Genomic DNA, 16384 nt, shown 5'->3' with positions numbered 1-16384 from the left:
TCGGTCCTTAGCCGGTGACGGTCACGGGGCGGTCGGCGTAGCGGGCCCGCAACTCGCGCTTGAGGACCTTCATGCTCGGCCCGAGCGGGAGCGCGTCCGCGAACTCCACCCGCCGCGGGTACTTGTGCCGCCCGAGGTGCTCCTTGGACCACTCGGTGACCTCGCGGGCGTCCGGGGCCGCGCCCTGGGCCGGTACGACGACGGCGCAGACCTCCTCGCCGTGCAGGTCGTCCGGGAGCCCGATCACGGCGACCTGGGCGATGCCGGGATGGCGCGCCAGCACCTCCTCGACCTCCCGCGGATAGACGTTGTAGCCGCCGCGGATGATGACGTCCTTCTTCCGGTCGACGATCCTGAGGAACCCGTCGCCGTCCTTGGTGCCGAGGTCCCCGGTGCGGAACCAGCCGTCGACGAGCGCCTCGGCGGTGGCCTCGGGACGGCCGAGGTAGCCGGAGAAGACGTTGTGACCGCGGACGACGACCTCGCCCAGTTCCCCGGGCGGCAGCAGTTCCACGGCGTCCTCGGTCTCCGAGCGGGCGATCTCCACGTCCACGCCCCACAGCGGGTGGCCGATGGTGCCGGGCCGGGCGCCGAAAGCGGGCTGGTTGACCGCCGCCGCGGGCGAGGTCTCGGAGAGCCCGTACCCCTCGTAGATCCTCGCGCCGAACGCCTTCTCGAACCGTTCCAGGACGGCCACCGGCAGGGAGGCGCCGCCGGAGACGCACACGCGCAGCCCGGGCAGCGCCCCGGCGTCGGCTGCCGCGGCGGCGAGGGCGACGAACATGGTCGGCACCCCGTGGAAGGTGTTGACCTTCTCCCGCACCATCAGCTCGATCGCGCGCCCCGCGTCGAAGCGCGGCAGCAGGACGAGCGTGGCGCCCGCCCGCCAGGTGGAGTTCAGGGAGACGGTCTGGCCGAAGGCGTGGAAGAGCGGCAGCGCGCCCAGCGCGACGTCGTCGGGCCTGATGTCGTTGGCGTCGAAGGCGTTGACCGTCGCGTTCATCACCAGGTTGAAGTGGCTGAGCACGGCGCCCTTGGGGACGCCGGTCGTGCCGCTGGTGTAGAAGACGACGGCCGGGTCGTCGGCGTCCCGGGTGACGTACGAGGTCAGGGGCTCGGCGTCCGCGGCGAGCCCGCCGAACTCCTCGCCGAGCGTGAGCGTCCGTACGCCGGCCTCCCGCGCGGCGGCCGCGCCGGTCCGGGCCTGCGCCGGGTGGCAGAGCAGCAGGGTGGCGCCGCTGTCGCGCAGGACGTGCTCGACCTCGGCGGCCGACAGCAGCAGGTGCACCGGCACGACGACGGCGCCGGCCGCGGCGATCGCGTAGTACGCCTGCGGGAAGTCGGCGGTGTTCGGTGCCATCAGCGCGACCCGGTCCCCCGGCCGGACGCCCAGGCCGACGAGGGCGCCGGCCTGGGCGCGGGCCCGCCGCCACACCTCGCCGAAGGTCAGCCGCAGGTCGCCCTCGACCAGCGCCTCCTTGTCGGGACGGCGCCGGGCGTTCTCGGCGAGGACGGCGGCGACGGAGAGGGTTGCCATGGGATGTGGCTCCGTTTCCTTGTTGCGGCCCCGCGCTGCGGCTCTGCGGCGGGGCGGGGGGCGTGCGTCGGGCGGACGGGAATTGTCAGACAGGCCCTAGTGCCGCTCGACGAGGACCGCGCTGCCCTGCCCCACGCCGACGCACATCGTGGCCAGCCCGCGGGCCGCTCCCGTGCGGCGCATGCGGTGGAGAAGGGTGGTGAGGATGCGGGCGCCGGAGCAGCCGAGCGGGTGACCCAGCGCGATGGCGCCGCCGGTGGGGTTGACCAGGTCGGGGTCGATGCCGAGCCGGTCCACGCAGGCGAGGGCCTGGGCGGCGAACGCCTCGTTGAACTCGGCCGCCGCGAGGTCGCCGACGCTCCAGCCGGCCCGGGCGAGCACCTTGCGGGTGGCGGGGACCGGGCCGATGCCCATGACGTCCGGGTGGACGCCGGCCGACCCGCCCGCGACGTAGCGGCCCAGCGACTTAAGGCCCAGGTCGTTCAGGGCCTCCTCGCCGACCAGCAGGAGGCCGGCGGCGCCGTCGTTCATCGGGGAGGCGTTGCCCGCGGTGACCGTGCCGCCGGGGCGGAAGACGGGCTTCAGGCGGCCCAGCTTCTCCAGCGAGGTGTCCTCGCGGACGCATTCGTCGGTGTCGACGACCACGCCGTCGGGGCGCTCGACGGGGAGGATCTCGTCGTCGAAGTGGCCGTGGCGGCGGGCCTCGGCGGCGAGGCGGTGGCTGCGCAGGGCGAACGCGTCCTGGCGCTCGCGCGGGACGCCGTACCGCTCGGCGACCTCCTCGGCCGTCTCTCCCATGGCGAGCAGGCCGTGCAGGTCCTTCATCGCCGGGTTGACCAGGCGCCAGCCGAGCCGGGTGTCGGCGGTCTCGATGCGGTGCGGCAGCGCCTCGTCGGGGCGGGGCAGTACGAAGGGGGCGCGGCTCATGGACTCGGAGCCGCCGGCGAGCACGATGTCGGCCTCGCCCGCGGCGACGGTGCGCGCGGCGAGGGTGACGGCCTCCAGGCCGGAGGCGCACAGCCGGTTCACGGTGGCGCCGGGCACCGTGTCGGGCAGGCCCGCGAGCAGGGCGGCCATCCGGGCGACGTTGCGGTTGTCCTCGCCCGCCTGGTTGGCGGCGCCCCAGTACACGTCGTCGACGCGGGCGGGGTCGAGCGCGGGCACGTCGGCGACCAGGCCCCGGATCACGGTGGCGGCGAGGTCGTCGGGCCGCACGGCCGACAGGGCGCCGCGCAGCTTGCCGATCGGGGTGCGGCGGGCGGCCGCGAAGTGGACGGGACGCACGAGGGGGCTCCTGACCGTCGTCGCTCGGTACCGGACATTGAACCGAACATTAATTAGCACTGCTAGTTTTGGACTATAGACCGCCGGGCCGCCCCCTGGGAAGATCCGTGGGGCGCCCTTCACCGACGCAGCCGGAGGCAGCATGAGCGAGGCCCGCGAGCACGACCTGACCGGCACCCGCGGACGCGTCACCGCCCGCGAGTGGCCCGCCGGGCGGCCCCGGTACACGGCACTGCTCGTGCACGGATACGGCGAGCACAGCGGCCGCTACGAGGAGGTGGCCGGCGTCCTGACCGCCCACGGCGCGGCCGTCTACGGCGTCGACCACACCGGGCACGGGCGCTCCGACGGCGAGCGGGTGCTGATCGAGGACTTCGAGGACGTCGTCACCGACGTGCACGCCGTGGCGGAGCTGGCCCGCGCCGCCCACCCGGGGCTGCCGTTCGTCGTGGTCGGTCACTCGATGGGCGGCCTGATCGCGGCCCGCCACGCCCAGCGCCACCCCGAGGGGCTGACCGCGCTGGTGCTGTCCGGCCCGGTCATCGGCGACTGGGAGCTGCCGCGCCGGCTGCTCGCCCTGGAGGAGATCCCCGACACCCCGATCAGCCCCGCCTCGCTCTCCCGGGACCCGGCGGTCGGGGCGGCGTACGCGGCGGACCCGCTGGTGTGGCACGGCCCGATGAAGCGCCCGACGCTGGAGGCGTTCGTCCGGACGCTGGACACCGTCGCGCGGGGCGGCGGCGTCGGCGGGCTCCCCCTGCTGTGGGTGCACGGCGAGGACGACCGGCTGGTGCCGCTGTCCGGCAGCCGCCCGGGAGTCGAGTCGCTGAGCGGCGGCGACCTGACCGTGCGGACCTATCCGGGCGCCCGGCACGAGATCTTCAACGAGACCAACCGCGCGGAGGTTTTCGCCGACGTCACCGGCTTCCTGGACGGGGTGCTCACCCGCTGACGCCAGGGGGTGTCGTCCGGATCAGGTCGGCGTTTGCCCCCGCGCCCCAGGGGCACCCGCGCCCCCAGGGAGCGGTTGCGCCGCGCCGCCCGCGTGGATGAGGCCTCCGAGCCGCACCGACTCCGGCCGACCAGTCGGCACGCACATATGCACGACGCACGACGCACGACGAAGTGAGGGGCACCTCATGGCCGACGCCCTCGAACTCGACGCGCTGTGGGAGGACTTCCACCGCGTGGTGAACATGACCTCCGCGGAACTCGCGGACTGGCTCCGGGTGCGCGACTCCGGCGAACTGACCGAGCCGCTGCCCGACGACGCGGGCCCGCCCCTCGGGCAGCATGTCCTGGCGATCCTGCAGAAGCGGCGCACCGACCTGACGGACGGCGACCTGCGTGCCATGCGCGAGGTGGTGGACACCGTGACCGCACAGACCGACGTGGAGAACGAACCCCGGTCCGACGACGCCGGGCTCAGGCACCGGCTCATGACGGTCGGTCACGACCCGCTGAAGCCGTAGCCGTGGGCCGCGACCAGCGAAAGGTCGTGCGCGAGCTCGTCGCCGCGCACGGACAGACGTACGCCGACGAGGCGGGCATCCGCCTGAAGGACACCCCGCAGCCGCTGTACCGGTTGCTGGTCCTCGCCCACCTGCTCAGCGCCCGCATCAGCGGCTCCATCGCGGTGGCCGCCGCCCGGGCGCTCGGCGAGGCGGGGCTGCGCGACCCCCGGCGCATGGCGGACGCCGACTGGCAGGAGCGCGTGGACGCGCTCGGCCGGGGCGGGTACCGGCGCTACGACGAGCGCACCGCCACGCAGCTCGGCGAGGAGGCGGAGCTGCTGAGCGACCGGTGGGGCGGGGACCTGCGTCGGCTCCGCGAGGAGGCGGACGGCGAGGTGCCCGAAGTCCGGCGGCTGCTCCAGGAGTTCAACGGAGTGGGGCCGACCGGCGCGGACATCTTCCTGCGCGAGGCACAGCTCGTCTGGCCGGAGGCGGCCCCCTTCGTGGACCGCAAGGCCCTCCAGGGCGCGGAACGCCTCGGTCTGCCTAAGGACCCGGCCCGGCTCCTCGGCCTCGCCGGAAAGACGGAACCGGCCGTCCTCGCGGCCGCGCTGGTGCGCGCGGCGGTGGACAAGAAGGTCCGCGAGGACACCCTCGCCCGCGCGAACTGAGCCCCCTCAGCCCCGTCCGGAGCCCCTCGGACGGGCCGCAGGCGTGCTGGACGGCGCTGGTGACCAGCTCGGAGACCACCGATAGCACCTCGTCGGCATCCTCACCCGCGGTCGCCCACTCCGCCAGGACACCAGTGACCCGACGCGAGCGCGCACGAGCGGGGGTGGTGGGCGAGGTCGAGGCAGGAGCGTCGGCTGGAGACGAGGGCCCCCCAAGGTGAGACCGCCGAGGTCCTCGGACAGCTGGCCGGCGCGAATCCGCCCGGGTGGTGGCGTCCGCGGCGGAACGTCCTGGACTCCTGGCAGCTCGACTTGATGAGCGTGGAGTCCGCCGCCCGCATCATCCGTGTCTGGAACCCCGCGCTCGTGCCGCTGCTCCTGCGCACCCCGCCTACGCCCGCGCGGTCGAGGACGCTCTGCGCACCGGCCTGTCACCGGCCATGCGGGAGCGGCGCACCTTGCAGATCCATCCCGAAGGCGCTCCCCCGCATCCGTTGACCGGGGTGCCGGCGTTGAGTCTGTGCCGGGCAGGCCGCCCTCCCGGACCACGTGGTCCGGGAGGGCGGCCTGCCCGGCACCGCGGACGTCTGGGACTCCCGGTACACCGTGACCGCCTACGGCATGCTGATGGACCGCTCGTGCGCCAGGGCACCCCATCCGACCAAGACGAAAGAGGTACTGGCATGACAGACCAGAAGCCGCATCTGCCTCCGGAGATCGACACCACCGTCGCGCACTCCGCGCGCGTGTGGAACTACTGGCTCGGGGGGAAGGAGAACTTCGCCGCGGACCAGGTGGCCGGGGACGCCTACCGCGAGCGGTACCCGCTCATCGGGACGTTCGCCCGGGAATCCCGGGACTTCCTGCGCCGCACCGTGACCTACCTCGCCAGCGACGCGCGTGTCGACCAGTTCCTGGACCTCGGAGCCGGCCTGCCCACGGTCAACAACACCCACGAGGTCGCGCAGCGGATCAACCCCGCCGCCCGGATCGTCTACGTCGACCACGACCCCCTGGTCCTGCTGCACGTGCATGCCCTGCTCACCAGTACGCCCGAGGGCGCCACCGACTACGTGCAGGCGGACATGCGCGACACCGACGTCGTCCTGGACGGCGCCGCCGCCACCCTGGACCTGACCCGGCCGGTCGCCCTCGTCATCAGCGACGTCCTCGGACACATCGTCGACTGGGACGAGGCCCTCTCCCTCGTACGCCGGCTCACCGACCGGCTTCCCTCCGGCAGCTACCTCGCTCTGAGCCACTCCACTGCCGGCGACGACGCCCACCGCGCCGTCCAGGAGGAGTACAACAAGTCCGGGGCGATCCCCTACATTTTCCGCGAACCCGAGGTGACAGTGGCCTTCTTCGAGGGTCTGGAGATGGTGGAGCCCGGCATGGTGTCGTGGCCGAACTGGCGGCCCGACGCCAACACGGGCACAACGACCGAGCGTGCCGGATGGGGCGCCGTCGCCCGCATCCCCTGACCACGCCGCACCACAGACCACCGCAGACAGCCCCGGCGCCCGTCGGCACCGGGGCTGTCTGCGTACTGGGGGTCGACCACTGCTGGGCTGACACCGGCCATGGCGGTCGCGCACGACCTCACCCGCAGGAGAAGGGGGAGTCACCTGCGCGCCATCTCGCGCAGGCCGCAGGTTCTGCCCGGACCCCCATGGTCCGGCCTCATTGTGCATCAGCTGTAGCGAACAGCGTCCCGCCACAGTGACTCGGCGGGCAACGTTTCAGCAGGTCAGCGAGCGGGACGTCCCGGGACGAGGCCACTTCCGCGTCAGCCGTGGCCGGACGTCGTGCCGATGCCGCAGTCTCGTTGTCAGCTACCTACGAACTGGAGAACCGTGAACAGAAACCGTTTCAAGGTCGGCGCCATCAGTGCCGTCATCGGCGTGATCTCGACGCTTCTGGTTGGTTTGACCGCGAGCCCTGCCTCTGCCGCCACCCCCGAGTGCAACAGTGCCACGATCACGACGGCAGCGCCGAACACCCCCAGCGGGCGGTATCTCTACCTGCCTAGGTACTACAAGGGCAACGGCTCCAACTACTACTGCTGGATGGCCTACGGAACCACAGGCGAGGGAGTCAAAGCGCTTCAGCAGGCGATCAACCGTTGCTACAACAACATCCCTGATCTTGAGGTCGACTGGATCTACGGGAGCGCCACCCGGGCAGCGGTACGCGCTGTTCAGGCGGAGCACCGAATCAAGATAGACGGCGAGTACGGCCCCGACACCTACTCCGCCATGAGGTTTCCGTTGTATCGGACCGTCGACAACGGGTTCTCCGGCGCCTGCATGTAGGAGCTGCGCGGATATCGTCAGCGCTGGGTGACGCAGGCCAGAACGTCGGTGGCGATCTGGCCCGGGTCACCCGCCGCGGTCTTGGACTCCTCGCTGGTGGAGGGGTTGGCTAGCCTCGAAGTTCCATGACGGGCCGCCGACGGAGTCGGTGGCCCGATTTCGCGTACGCGTCGGCACCTCCGCGCTCACCGTGACCGGCGGCGGCCTGGACGGCGGCACCCCCGCTCCGCTCCCCGGCGACGTGGACTGACATCCGCAGAAGCGTTCCCGCCCGGCGTTCACCGCGTCGTGTGCACATCCGGCGAAACCCGGACAGCGTGATCAACGGACGGCACAATGGGGCGCGTCGGACGGCCACGCACGCCTGAAGGAGCCGGTACGTGAGCGAGAGCGACCCCGTGCCCCGTAGATGCCCCGGTGACGTCGAGCGGGCCGCGGACGTCCGCCATCCCGGCCTCACCGTGCGGCGAAGGGCGTCGGGACCGGGGCCGGCCGGCGCGGTGACCGCCGTACGGCTCGGGGAGGCCGGGGCGGCCGAGGGGTTGGACGACGACGGGGTGGCGGCTGCCCACCGCTGGACGTACTGACGTGGCGGCCGGACCCGTCCACGAGCGGCTCGCCGCGCTGGAGCTGGTGGACCACCACTGCCACGGCGCCGTCACCGACGACCTGGACCGCGCGGGCTTCGAGTCGCTGCTGACCGAGGGCGAGGCGTGGCCCGGCATGTCCCCCTTCGACAGCCCCGTCGGCGTCGCCGTGCGCCGGCACTGCGCTCCCCTGCTGAACCTGCCGCGCCACACGCCCCCGGACGTCTACCTGGCCCGGCGGGCCGATCTGGGCGCCGCCGAGGTGAACCGGCGGTTCCTGCGGGCGGCGGGCACGGGCGTGTTCTGCGTGGACACGGGGTACGCCCCGCACCGCGTGACCGGTCCGGCCGAGCTGGCGCGGGCGGCGGACGCGACGGCGTACGAGGTGGTGCGGCTGGAGGGGATTGCGGAGGCGGTGGCGGCGGACGGCGTGGAGCCGGACGCGTACGCGCGCGCGTTCCGCACGGCCGCCTGGGAGGCGGTGCGAAGGCCGGGCGTGGTGGGGGTCAAGTCCGTGGCGGCCTACCGCACCGGCCTCGATCTGGACCCGGCCCGCCCCTCGCCCGCCGAGGTCACCGCGGCCGCCTCGCGCTGGCTCGCCCGCGGCGGCCGGCTCGACGAACCGGTGCTCGTGCGGCACCTGCTGTGGACCGCCGTGGACCTCGGACGGCCGCTGCAACTGCACACGGGGTTCGGCGACGGCGACATCCGCCTGCACCGGGCGGATCCCGCCCTGCTGACGGACTGGCTGCGCCTGATCGCCGGCACGATCCCGGTCCTGCTGCTGCACTGCTGGCCCTACCAGCGCCGGGCTGCCTACCTGTCGGCGGTCTTCGAGCGGGTGTATCTGGACGTGGGGCTCGCCCTGCACCACGTCGGCCCCGCCCGGGCGGGCGCCGTCCTCGCCGAGGCGCTGGAGATCACCCCGTTCCGCAAGCTGCTGTACAGCTCCGACGCCTATGGTGCGGCCGAGTTCCACCACCTGGGTGCGCTGGCCTTCCGGCAGGGGCTGGCCGACCTGCTGCAGGAGCGGCTGGACGCCGACGAACTGTCCCTGCCGGACGCGCTGCGCCTGGCACGCTGGGCCGGGCGGGACAACGCCCGCCGGGTCTACCGGCTGCCCGGAGGGCTGCTGGACGACGGCTGAGCGGGGTGGGACGGGTCACAGTCCCGGAGCGCCGCCCGGGAAGAACGTACGGCTGAAAGTATGATCAAGCGATGTCTGACATGACCGAAACCACGCCGGGCTGGCTGACGACCGACGAGCTGGAGATGGCGCGCGCCCGCATGCCGATCCTGTACGTCGAGGCGGTGCCCGTACGCGTCGACGACAGTGGCGAAGTCACCAGCGTCGGCCTGCTCCTGCGCATCGGGCCCGACGGGACGGTCAGCCGGACGCTGGTCTCCGGCCGGGTGCTGCACCACGAGCGGGTACGGGACGCCCTGCTGCGGCACCTGGAGAAGGACCTCGGCCCGGTGGCGCTGCCCCGGGTGCCGCCCTCGCTCCAGCCGTTCACGGTGGCCGAGTACTTCCCGACGCACGGCGTCACTCCGTACCACGACCCGCGCCAGCACGCGGTCTCCCTCGCCTACGTCGTGCCGGTCACCGGTGACTGCCGGCCGCGCCAGGACGCGCTCGACCTGGTCTGGTTCGATCCGCGGGAGGCGCTGTCCGAGGCGGTGCGCAGCGAGATGCCCGGCGGGCACGGGGCGCTCCTGAAGCAGGCGCTGGCCCACGCGGGCTGCGTGGTCTGAACACCCGGGGCCGGGGCGGGGTCGACGCGGCTACGGCCGCTCGCCCGCCCCGTCCCCGTCGCTCAGCTGCGGGTCCAGGTCGTCCCTGAGCAGGCCCCCGGACCCCGTCTGCCCGGTGCGGTAGGCGGAGCGGGCCACCAGGTGGGAGGCGACCGGGCTGGTGAGGAACTGGAAGAAGGCGATGAGCGCGAGGGTGCCGACGTCGGTGCCGTGGCGCAGTCTCAGCGCGACCCCGACGAGGACGAGGAGCATGCCGAGGGTCTGCGGTTTGGTGGCGGCGTGGCTGCGGGAGAGCACGTCGGGGAAGCGGAGCATCCCGATCACGCCGAGCAGGCACTGCAGGCAGCCGAGCAGCAGCAGCACCGTCCCGACCAGGTCCGCGGCCCGGGCCAGGGCGTTCACCGGTGGTCCTGCTCGCCGCCGGGCCGCACGGCGGGCCGGTCGCGGACCGCGATGAAGCGGGCGATGCCCACCGAGCCGGTGAAGCCGAGGAAGGCGAGCACCAGCATCACGGGGAAGTAGAAGGAGTCGCGGTCGTGGGCGGCCTTGACGCCGATGCCCGCGATGATGAGCGCGGCGGCCACGTCCAGGGCGACGGCGCGGTCCAGCATCGAGGGGCCGTACCAGATCCGGTACAGCAGCAGGGCGCCTGCGGCGAGGATCATCACGAGCGCGGCGCTCAGCATGGCCTCTTCGACGGCGTCGAGGGTGGTCACGACGGGGGTTCCCCTTCCGGTACGGGACGGGCGGCGTCGGCGATGTCCTCCGCGGTGCCCAGGGCGCGGGCGACGAGTTCCTCCATGCGCCAGACCCGCTCCCTGGCGCCCTCGATCTCGCCGGGGTTGGCCGCGTCGAGGACGTGCAGGAACAGGGTGGCCGTCGCCCGGCGCACCTCGATCACGGAGCCGCCGGGGACGTTGGAGACGGCGACGGCGGTGGCCGTCAGCATCAGGTCGCTGCGCACCCGCAGGGGTACGGCCACGACCGCGGCGTGGTAGGGGCCCTTGGCGAAGATCTGCCGGGTGACCTCGACGCTGGAGGAGAACATGTCGTACAGCAGGTAGGCGCCGAGCCGCAGGATGCCCACCGGCCGCAGCCGCAGGCCGATGTCCACGGCGGGCAGCGGGAAGGCCAGGCACAGGCAGACCGCGACGATGATCCCGTTGACGAGGTTGGCCCAGGACGGGGTGCCCCACAGCAGGATCCAGATGACCGTGAGCCAGCCGACGAGCGGGAGGTCGAGCACGCGCCGGCCGCGGCCCACGCGGAAGGACCAGCTGTAGGGCGAACGGTCGCGGAAGAGGTTGCTCACCGGCCGAGCACCGCCTCGATGTAGGGGGTGCGGGCGAGGAGTTCGGCGGCGGCGGCCTGGGTGAAGGTGGTGAGGGGGCCGCCGAGCACGGTGTACGACAGGCCGAGCGCGACGGCGACGCCGGTGGCCGCCAGCATGGGCCAGGGCAGTCGCTTGGTCGTCGTGATGGACTGGCCGAGGAAGCCCGCGGAGACCACGGCGCCCGCGGGCACGGGCAGTCCGCTGCCGGAGCCGGTCGCCTTTCCGGAACCGGATGTTCCGCCGCCCCCGGCCGCCCCGGCCCCTTCGGCGTCCTCGTCGTCGCCCGGCTCGTCATCCTCCGCGGACTCCAGCACCACGCCCTCCGCCTCGGCCCCGGGCGGCGCGTCGCGCCAGAACGCGAGGTTCCACACCTTCGCCATGACGTACAGGGTGAGCAGGCTGGTGGCGGCGGACCCGGCGACCAGCGCCCAGGCCCAGCCGCCGCCCGCGTCGACGCCCGCCCGCATCAGGCCGAGTTTGCCGATGAACCCGGACAGCGGCGGGATGCCGGCGAGGTTCATGGCGGGCACGAAGAACAGCACGGCGAGCAGCGGCGCCGACTTCGCCAGGCCGCCGAGGCGGGTGAGTTCCGTCGTGCCGTCGCGCCGCTCGATGAGTCCGGCGACCAGGAAGAGGGTGGTCTGCACGGTGATGTGGTGGGCCACGTAGACGATCGCCCCGCCGATCGAGCCCCGTCCCGCGAGTCCGATGCCGAAGACCATGTAGCCGATGTGGCTGATGAGGGTGAAGGACAGCACCCGTTTGAGGTCGGTCTGGGCGACGGCGCCGAGGATGCCGACGGCCATGGAGGCGAGCGCGGCGAGCATCAGCAGGTCGCCGAGGCGGTGGCCGGGGAAGAGCAGGGTCTGGGTGCGCAGCATCGAGTACACCCCGACCTTGGTCAGCAGCCCGGCGAAGACCGCGGTGACCGGGGCGGGTGCGGTCGGGTAGGAGTCGGGCAGCCAGGCCGCGAGCGGGAACACCGCCGCCTTGATCGCGAAGACCGTCAGCAGCATGGCCTCCAGCAGGGTGCGCACCCCGATCGGCACCTCCTGCAGCCGCCCGGCGAGCTGGGCGAAGTTCACGGTGCCCGCGACGGCGTAGGTCATGGCGATGGCGACCAGGAAGAGCCCGGAGGAGAAGAGCGAGATGATCACGTACGTCGACCCGGCCCGGATCCGGGTGGCGGTGCCGCCGATGGTGAGCAGGACGAAGCTGGCGACGAGCATGATCTCGAAGCCGACGTAGAGGTTGACGAGGTCGCCGGCGAGGAAGGTGCAGGAGACGCCCGCCACGAGGATGAGGTAGGCGGGGTGGAAGACGCCGACCGGTGCCTGGTCGTCGCGGTCGGCCATGCCCTGGCCGAGGGAGTACACGAGGACGAGCAGCGTGACGGCGCTGGAGACGGTGAGCATCAGGCCCGACAGCCGGTCGGCGACGAGGGTGATGCCGACCGGCGGCGCGAAGTCGCCGAGGTGCACGCTGAGCGGGCCGTGGCGGTCGGCGGCGACCATGAGGAGGACGGAGAGCACGAGGACCGCGCCGAGCACGGCGAGGCTGATGAAGCGCTGGAACCGGTGGAGCCGGGGGCCGATGACCAGCTTCAGGCCCGTGACGCACAGGGGCAGCAGGACGGGGAGCGGGACGAGCGCGTTCACCTGGTTCCTTCCGTGCCGGCGCCCCGGGGGTCGTCGGGCTGGTCGGGCGGCGCGTGGCCGGTGTCCTCGCCGGGCCGGGAGTCGGGCTCGCGGCCGGTCTCCTCGGGGTCGTTGGAGGGTCCGGCGATGCGGGCGGGTGCGGGTCCGGGGCGTCCGGCCGCGTCGGTGGAGCCCAGTTCCCGCCCCTCCCGGTAGTCCTCGGGGTCGGCGCCGAGGATGTCGTTCCAGAGGTTGCCGGACACGTCGTTGGCGCGGGCCTGGTAGGCGCGTTCCTCGCGGACCCGCCTGCGCAGCCGTTTGCGTGCGGCGCGGTAGCGGGCGCGCTGCTCCGGATCGGCGCCGCCGTCCTCGGCGCGGGCCTCGCGGTAGCGGTCGCGCAGTTCGCCGCGCCGGTCGAGGAACTCGGCGCGCAGGGCGACCTGCCGGTCCTCGGTGTCGTCGCTGATCTCGTCGGAGCCGGTGACCTGGTGGCTGCGGTAGGCCATGGCGAGCAGGAACGCGGTGGTGGCGAGGGTGATGACGATCGCGGTCAGGGCGATGGCCTGGGGCAGGGGGTCGGTGACGCGGTTGCGGATGATGTGCGGGTAGAGCAGCGGTGCGTCGCCCGCACTGCCGGTGGCGGCGAGGACCAGCAGGTTGACGCCGTTGCCGAGGACGACGGCGCCGAGCAGGATCCGGGTCAGGGACCGGGTCAGCAGCAGGGTGGCGCCGACGGCGTTGAGGACGGCGGCGGCCACCAGCAGGGAGAGGCTGACGGTCATGCGCGGCCCTCCTCCGGGCGCGGTGCGGCCCGTTCGATCTGACGGTCGATCCGGGCGCCGAGGGCCCGCACGATGTCCAGGACCACGCCGAGCACGAGGAGGTAGACGCCGCAGTCGAAGAGGACGGCGGTGGACAGGTGGGCGTCGCCCCACACGGGCAGGTGGCCGTGCCAGGTCCAGCCGTGCAGCACGGTGCCCTCGCCCAGGCCGCCCAGCGCGGTCGCGGTGGACAGGAAGAGGCCGAGGCCGGTGAACAGGCCCGCCTTGAAGCGCACGGCGTCGGCCAGTTCGTGCCGCCCGCCGGCGAGGTAGCGGGCGATGAAGGCGACGCCGGCGGTCAGGCCCGCGACGAAGCCGCCGCCCGGCAGGTTCTCCGCGCACAGCAGCAGGTAGACGGAGAGCACGAGGACGGGATGGAAGATGAGACGGGCCACCACTTCCAGGACGAGGGAGCGGCGCTCGGGGGCGAGGGTGGCGCTGGCGGCGAGCCAGGTCCGCTCCGGCGCCCCCTCGTCGCCGCTGGGCAGGCCCGCCGACTCGGACCTGCTCGCCTGCCAGGCGGTGCGCGGTGCGGTGGGCGGTGCGGTGCCCGGCTCGTCGCCGGTGCGCAGGGCGGCGTGCGGGTGGTCGCCGGGCAGCGGCAGTACGGGCTGCTCCGCGGCGTCGGTGCGGCGGTGCAGGTAGATGAGGCTGGTGACACCGACCGCGGCGGCGGCGAGCACCGCGGACTCCCCCATGGTGTCCCAGGCGCGCAGGTCGACGAGGATCGTGGCGACGACGTCCTTCAGCCCGTGGTGCGCGGTCTCCTCGACCATCGCCGCTCCCGCGCTCTCCGCCCGGCGGTGCCCCGCCATGATCCACAGGACGACGGCGACGGCGGCCCCGCCCGCGAGCGCCACCGGCATCCGCATGAGGCGCCGCCACCGGCTGAAGTTCTCCTCGAAGTACACCGGCATGCGGCGCAGCACCAGGACGTAGACGATCATCGAGACGGTCTCCACGCAGAACTGGGTCAGCGCCAGGTCGGGCGCGCCCTGCGCGACGAACAGGAGCGCGGTGCCGTAACCGGTGAGGCCGGCGAGGACGACGGCCTTCATCCGGCGCCGCACGCCCAGGCACAGCAGGGCCACGGCGCAGGTGAGCAGGGCGACTCCGGCCTGGGTGGGGTGGTCCCACAGCCGCGGGGCGGGGGTGCCGGTCCAGGGTTCGTCCACGACGAGCACGGCGATCTGCCCGGCGAGGACCACGCTCATGGTCGTCACGAGGTAGGCCGGCAGCGAGCCGCGCTGCACGAGTCCGGTGCACTGCAGGGCGGTCCGCTCCAGGGCGAGCAGCATCCCTCCGAAGACGCGGTCGGCGGAGCGCAGGGCGAGCGCGTGGCCGACCCGCAGGACGGGACCCGAGGCGAGGAAGAGCAGGACACCGCCCGCCCAGGCCGCGGCGGACAGGCCGAGCGCGAGGCCCACCCCGTGCCACAGCGCGAGGTGGTACGGGTGGTCGGGCGCGGGGAACTGCGCGGCGTAGGCGCCGAGGAGGTCCTGGAGCCACGGCACGCCGGGCCCGAGGACGAGGCAGGCCAGGGCCAGCACGGCGGGCGGCGCGAGGAAGGCGGCCGGCACGGGGTGCACGCCGGTGTCGGGGACGCCGGGCTTGCGGGCGAAGGCGCCCCAGAGGTAGCGCAGGGTGTAGGCGGTGGTCAGGGCCGAGCCGGCGACGGCCGCGGCGAGCGCCCAGCGGTCGCCGGTACTCCCGTCCAGGAGCGTCTGGAAGGCGGCCTCCTTGGCGGCGAAGCCGAGCAGCGGCGGTACGGCCGCCATGGACGCCCCGGCGAGCACGGCGACGGCGCACACGGCGGGCAGCCGGCGTCCCAGTCCGGAGAGTTTGCGCAGGTCGCGGGTGCCGGTGGCGTGGTCGACGATGCCGGTGACCAGGAAGAGCGGCGCCTTGAACAGGGCGTGCCCGAGGATCATGGCGGTGGCGGCGAGACCGGTGTCGTGGCCGCCCGCACCGGCGAGGACGGTGAGGAACCCGAGCTGGCTGACGGTGCCGTATGCGAGGACGAGCTTCAGGTCGTTCATCCGCAGCGCCCGCCAACCGCCCAGCAGCATCGTCAGCGAGCCGAGGACGAGCAGCAGCGGGCGCCAGGGGGTGATCTCGGCGAAGGCGGGGGCGAGCCGGGCGACGAGGTAGACGCCCGCCTTGACCATCGCGGCGGCGTGCAGATAGGCGCTGACCGGAGTGGGGGCGGCCATGGCGTTGGGCAGCCAGAGGCTGAAGGGCCAGATCGCGGACTTGGAGAGGGCACCGACGAGAATCAGCACGACCGCCGCGGACAGCGCGGCCGACGGGGGCGGCGGGTCGGCGAGGATCGCCGAGATGCGGTACGTGCCCGCCTCGTGGCCCAGGAGCAGGAAGCCGACGAGCATGGTCAGCCCGCCGAGCGCGGTGACCGTGAGGGCCTGCAGGGCGCTGCGCCGGTTGCGCTTGTGGTCGCTGGTCTGGCCGATCAGCAGGTAGGAGAAGACGGTCGTCAGTTCCCAGAAGATGTACAGCAGGACGAGGTCGTCGGCGAGGACGAGCCCGAGCATGGCCCCGGCGAAGGCGAGGAGGTTGCCGGCGAAGCGGCCGAGCTGACGCGAGCGGTCGTCGAAGTAGGAGGCGCAGTAGACCAGGACGAGGGTGCCCACGCCCGCGGCGAGCAGCACCATGAGTTCGGCGAGGGCGTCCAGTCGCAGGGCCCAGTCGACGTGGTAGGCGGGCAGCCAGCGCCACTCGGTGGTGTCCGTGCCGCCCGCGGCCGTCGTGCTCCACCGGGTGAGGGCCCAGACGGCCGCCGCGGCGGGCGGCAGCGCCAGCACGAGGAAGGCACGGGTCCCCCACCGACGCACCAGCGGCGCGGCGAACAGCGCGAGCGCGAAGTGGCAGAGGATGAGCACGGACACCCGACAGTGATATATCGGGCATCTCGCCCGGTCGCCCAGGCACGCCGCAGGGAGAACAATCGAGGGGCGGTTCCGGATCTCTCCGAA

General features: G+C 73.3%; 16 protein-coding genes. 8 read left to right on the top strand and 8 right to left on the bottom strand.

The features are described from left to right. Window positions 1-7: 7 nt before the first annotated feature. Window positions 8-1537, bottom strand: coding sequence for a long-chain-fatty-acid--CoA ligase (locus tag IG94_RS0115610; RefSeq protein WP_031035987.1), 1530 nt, complete (start codon window positions 1535-1537; stop codon window positions 8-10). A 96-nt stretch (window positions 1538-1633) separates the two neighbouring features. Beyond that, complete coding sequence (locus IG94_RS0115605; protein ID WP_031035985.1) at window positions 1634-2821, bottom strand: thiolase family protein; 1188 nt, start codon at window positions 2819-2821, stop codon at window positions 1634-1636. Between the two features lie 142 nt (window positions 2822-2963). Here IG94_RS0115605 and IG94_RS0115600 point away from each other — a divergent pair, with 142 nt between their 5' ends. The 8 genes from IG94_RS0115600 to IG94_RS0115555 all read left to right on the top strand — a co-directional run bounded on the left by IG94_RS0115600 (window position 2964) and on the right by IG94_RS0115555 (window position 9603). Beyond that, window positions 2964-3773, top strand: a complete 810-nt coding sequence (locus tag IG94_RS0115600) for an alpha/beta hydrolase (RefSeq protein WP_031035983.1) — start codon at window positions 2964-2966, stop codon at window positions 3771-3773. 187 nt (window positions 3774-3960) lie between these two features. Continuing rightward, window positions 3961-4293 (top strand): DUF3140 domain-containing protein, encoded by a 333-nt coding sequence (locus IG94_RS0115595; protein WP_031035980.1) that lies wholly within the window; start codon window positions 3961-3963, stop codon window positions 4291-4293. Between the two features lie 2 nt (window positions 4294-4295). After that, window positions 4296-4946 carry an HhH-GDP family DNA glycosylase gene (locus IG94_RS0115590; protein WP_031035978.1) on the top strand — a complete coding sequence of 217 codons (651 nt, stop codon included), beginning with the start codon at window positions 4296-4298 and terminating at the stop codon, window positions 4944-4946. A 683-nt stretch (window positions 4947-5629) separates the two neighbouring features. Next, window positions 5630-6430 (top strand): SAM-dependent methyltransferase, encoded by an 801-nt coding sequence (locus IG94_RS0115580; RefSeq protein ID WP_031035976.1) that lies wholly within the window; start codon window positions 5630-5632, stop codon window positions 6428-6430. A gap of 372 nt (window positions 6431-6802) precedes the next feature. Then, entirely contained in the window at window positions 6803-7261 is a 459-nt protein-coding gene (locus IG94_RS39670) for a peptidoglycan-binding domain-containing protein (RefSeq protein WP_031035974.1), read from the top strand. Between the two features lie 398 nt (window positions 7262-7659). Then, on the top strand, window positions 7660-7848 hold the full coding sequence (locus IG94_RS0115565; RefSeq protein ID WP_157852257.1) for a hypothetical protein: 189 nt from the start codon (window positions 7660-7662) through the stop codon (window positions 7846-7848). Window position 7849: 1 nt separating this feature from the next. Beyond that, window positions 7850-8995 carry an amidohydrolase family protein gene (locus IG94_RS0115560; RefSeq protein ID WP_031035970.1) on the top strand — a complete coding sequence of 382 codons (1146 nt, stop codon included), beginning with the start codon at window positions 7850-7852 and terminating at the stop codon, window positions 8993-8995. A gap of 80 nt (window positions 8996-9075) precedes the next feature. Continuing rightward, complete coding sequence (locus IG94_RS0115555; RefSeq protein ID WP_031035968.1) at window positions 9076-9603, top strand: NUDIX hydrolase family protein; 528 nt, start codon at window positions 9076-9078, stop codon at window positions 9601-9603. Window positions 9604-9633: 30 nt separating this feature from the next. On the opposite strand, the gene mnhG is transcribed toward IG94_RS0115555, so the two are convergent. Genes mnhG through IG94_RS0115525 form a run of 6 tightly spaced genes read right to left on the bottom strand, consistent with a single transcriptional unit; the run spans window position 9634 to window position 16297 of the window. Next, window positions 9634-10005, bottom strand: coding sequence for a monovalent cation/H(+) antiporter subunit G (mnhG, locus tag IG94_RS0115550; RefSeq protein ID WP_031035966.1), 372 nt, complete (start codon window positions 10003-10005; stop codon window positions 9634-9636). Then, the gene (locus tag IG94_RS0115545; protein ID WP_263435399.1) at window positions 10002-10289 is read right to left on the bottom strand and encodes an MrpF/PhaF family protein; all 288 of its coding nucleotides are present in this window, start codon (window positions 10287-10289) and stop codon (window positions 10002-10004) included. The genes mnhG and IG94_RS0115545 overlap by 4 nt, the downstream gene beginning before the upstream one ends. 26 nt (window positions 10290-10315) lie before the next feature. Continuing rightward, window positions 10316-10915, bottom strand: coding sequence for a Na+/H+ antiporter subunit E (locus tag IG94_RS0115540; protein WP_031035962.1), 600 nt, complete (start codon window positions 10913-10915; stop codon window positions 10316-10318). After that, complete coding sequence (locus tag IG94_RS0115535; protein WP_031035960.1) at window positions 10912-12594, bottom strand: Na+/H+ antiporter subunit D; 1683 nt, start codon at window positions 12592-12594, stop codon at window positions 10912-10914. The genes IG94_RS0115540 and IG94_RS0115535 overlap by 4 nt, the downstream gene beginning before the upstream one ends. After that, on the bottom strand, window positions 12591-13355 hold the full coding sequence (locus IG94_RS0115530) for a Na(+)/H(+) antiporter subunit C (RefSeq protein WP_031035958.1): 765 nt from the start codon (window positions 13353-13355) through the stop codon (window positions 12591-12593). Before IG94_RS0115530 ends, IG94_RS0115535 begins: the two co-directional genes overlap by 4 nt. Beyond that, the gene (locus IG94_RS0115525) at window positions 13352-16297 is read right to left on the bottom strand and encodes a Na+/H+ antiporter subunit A (RefSeq protein ID WP_031035956.1); all 2946 of its coding nucleotides are present in this window, start codon (window positions 16295-16297) and stop codon (window positions 13352-13354) included. Before IG94_RS0115525 ends, IG94_RS0115530 begins: the two co-directional genes overlap by 4 nt. Window positions 16298-16384 lie beyond the last annotated feature (87 nt).

This window comes from Streptomyces olivaceus (genome assembly GCF_000721235.1).
Taxonomy (GTDB): domain Bacteria; phylum Actinomycetota; class Actinomycetes; order Streptomycetales; family Streptomycetaceae; genus Streptomyces; species Streptomyces olivaceus.
This window is presented reverse-complemented; position numbering and strand designations above follow the sequence as displayed.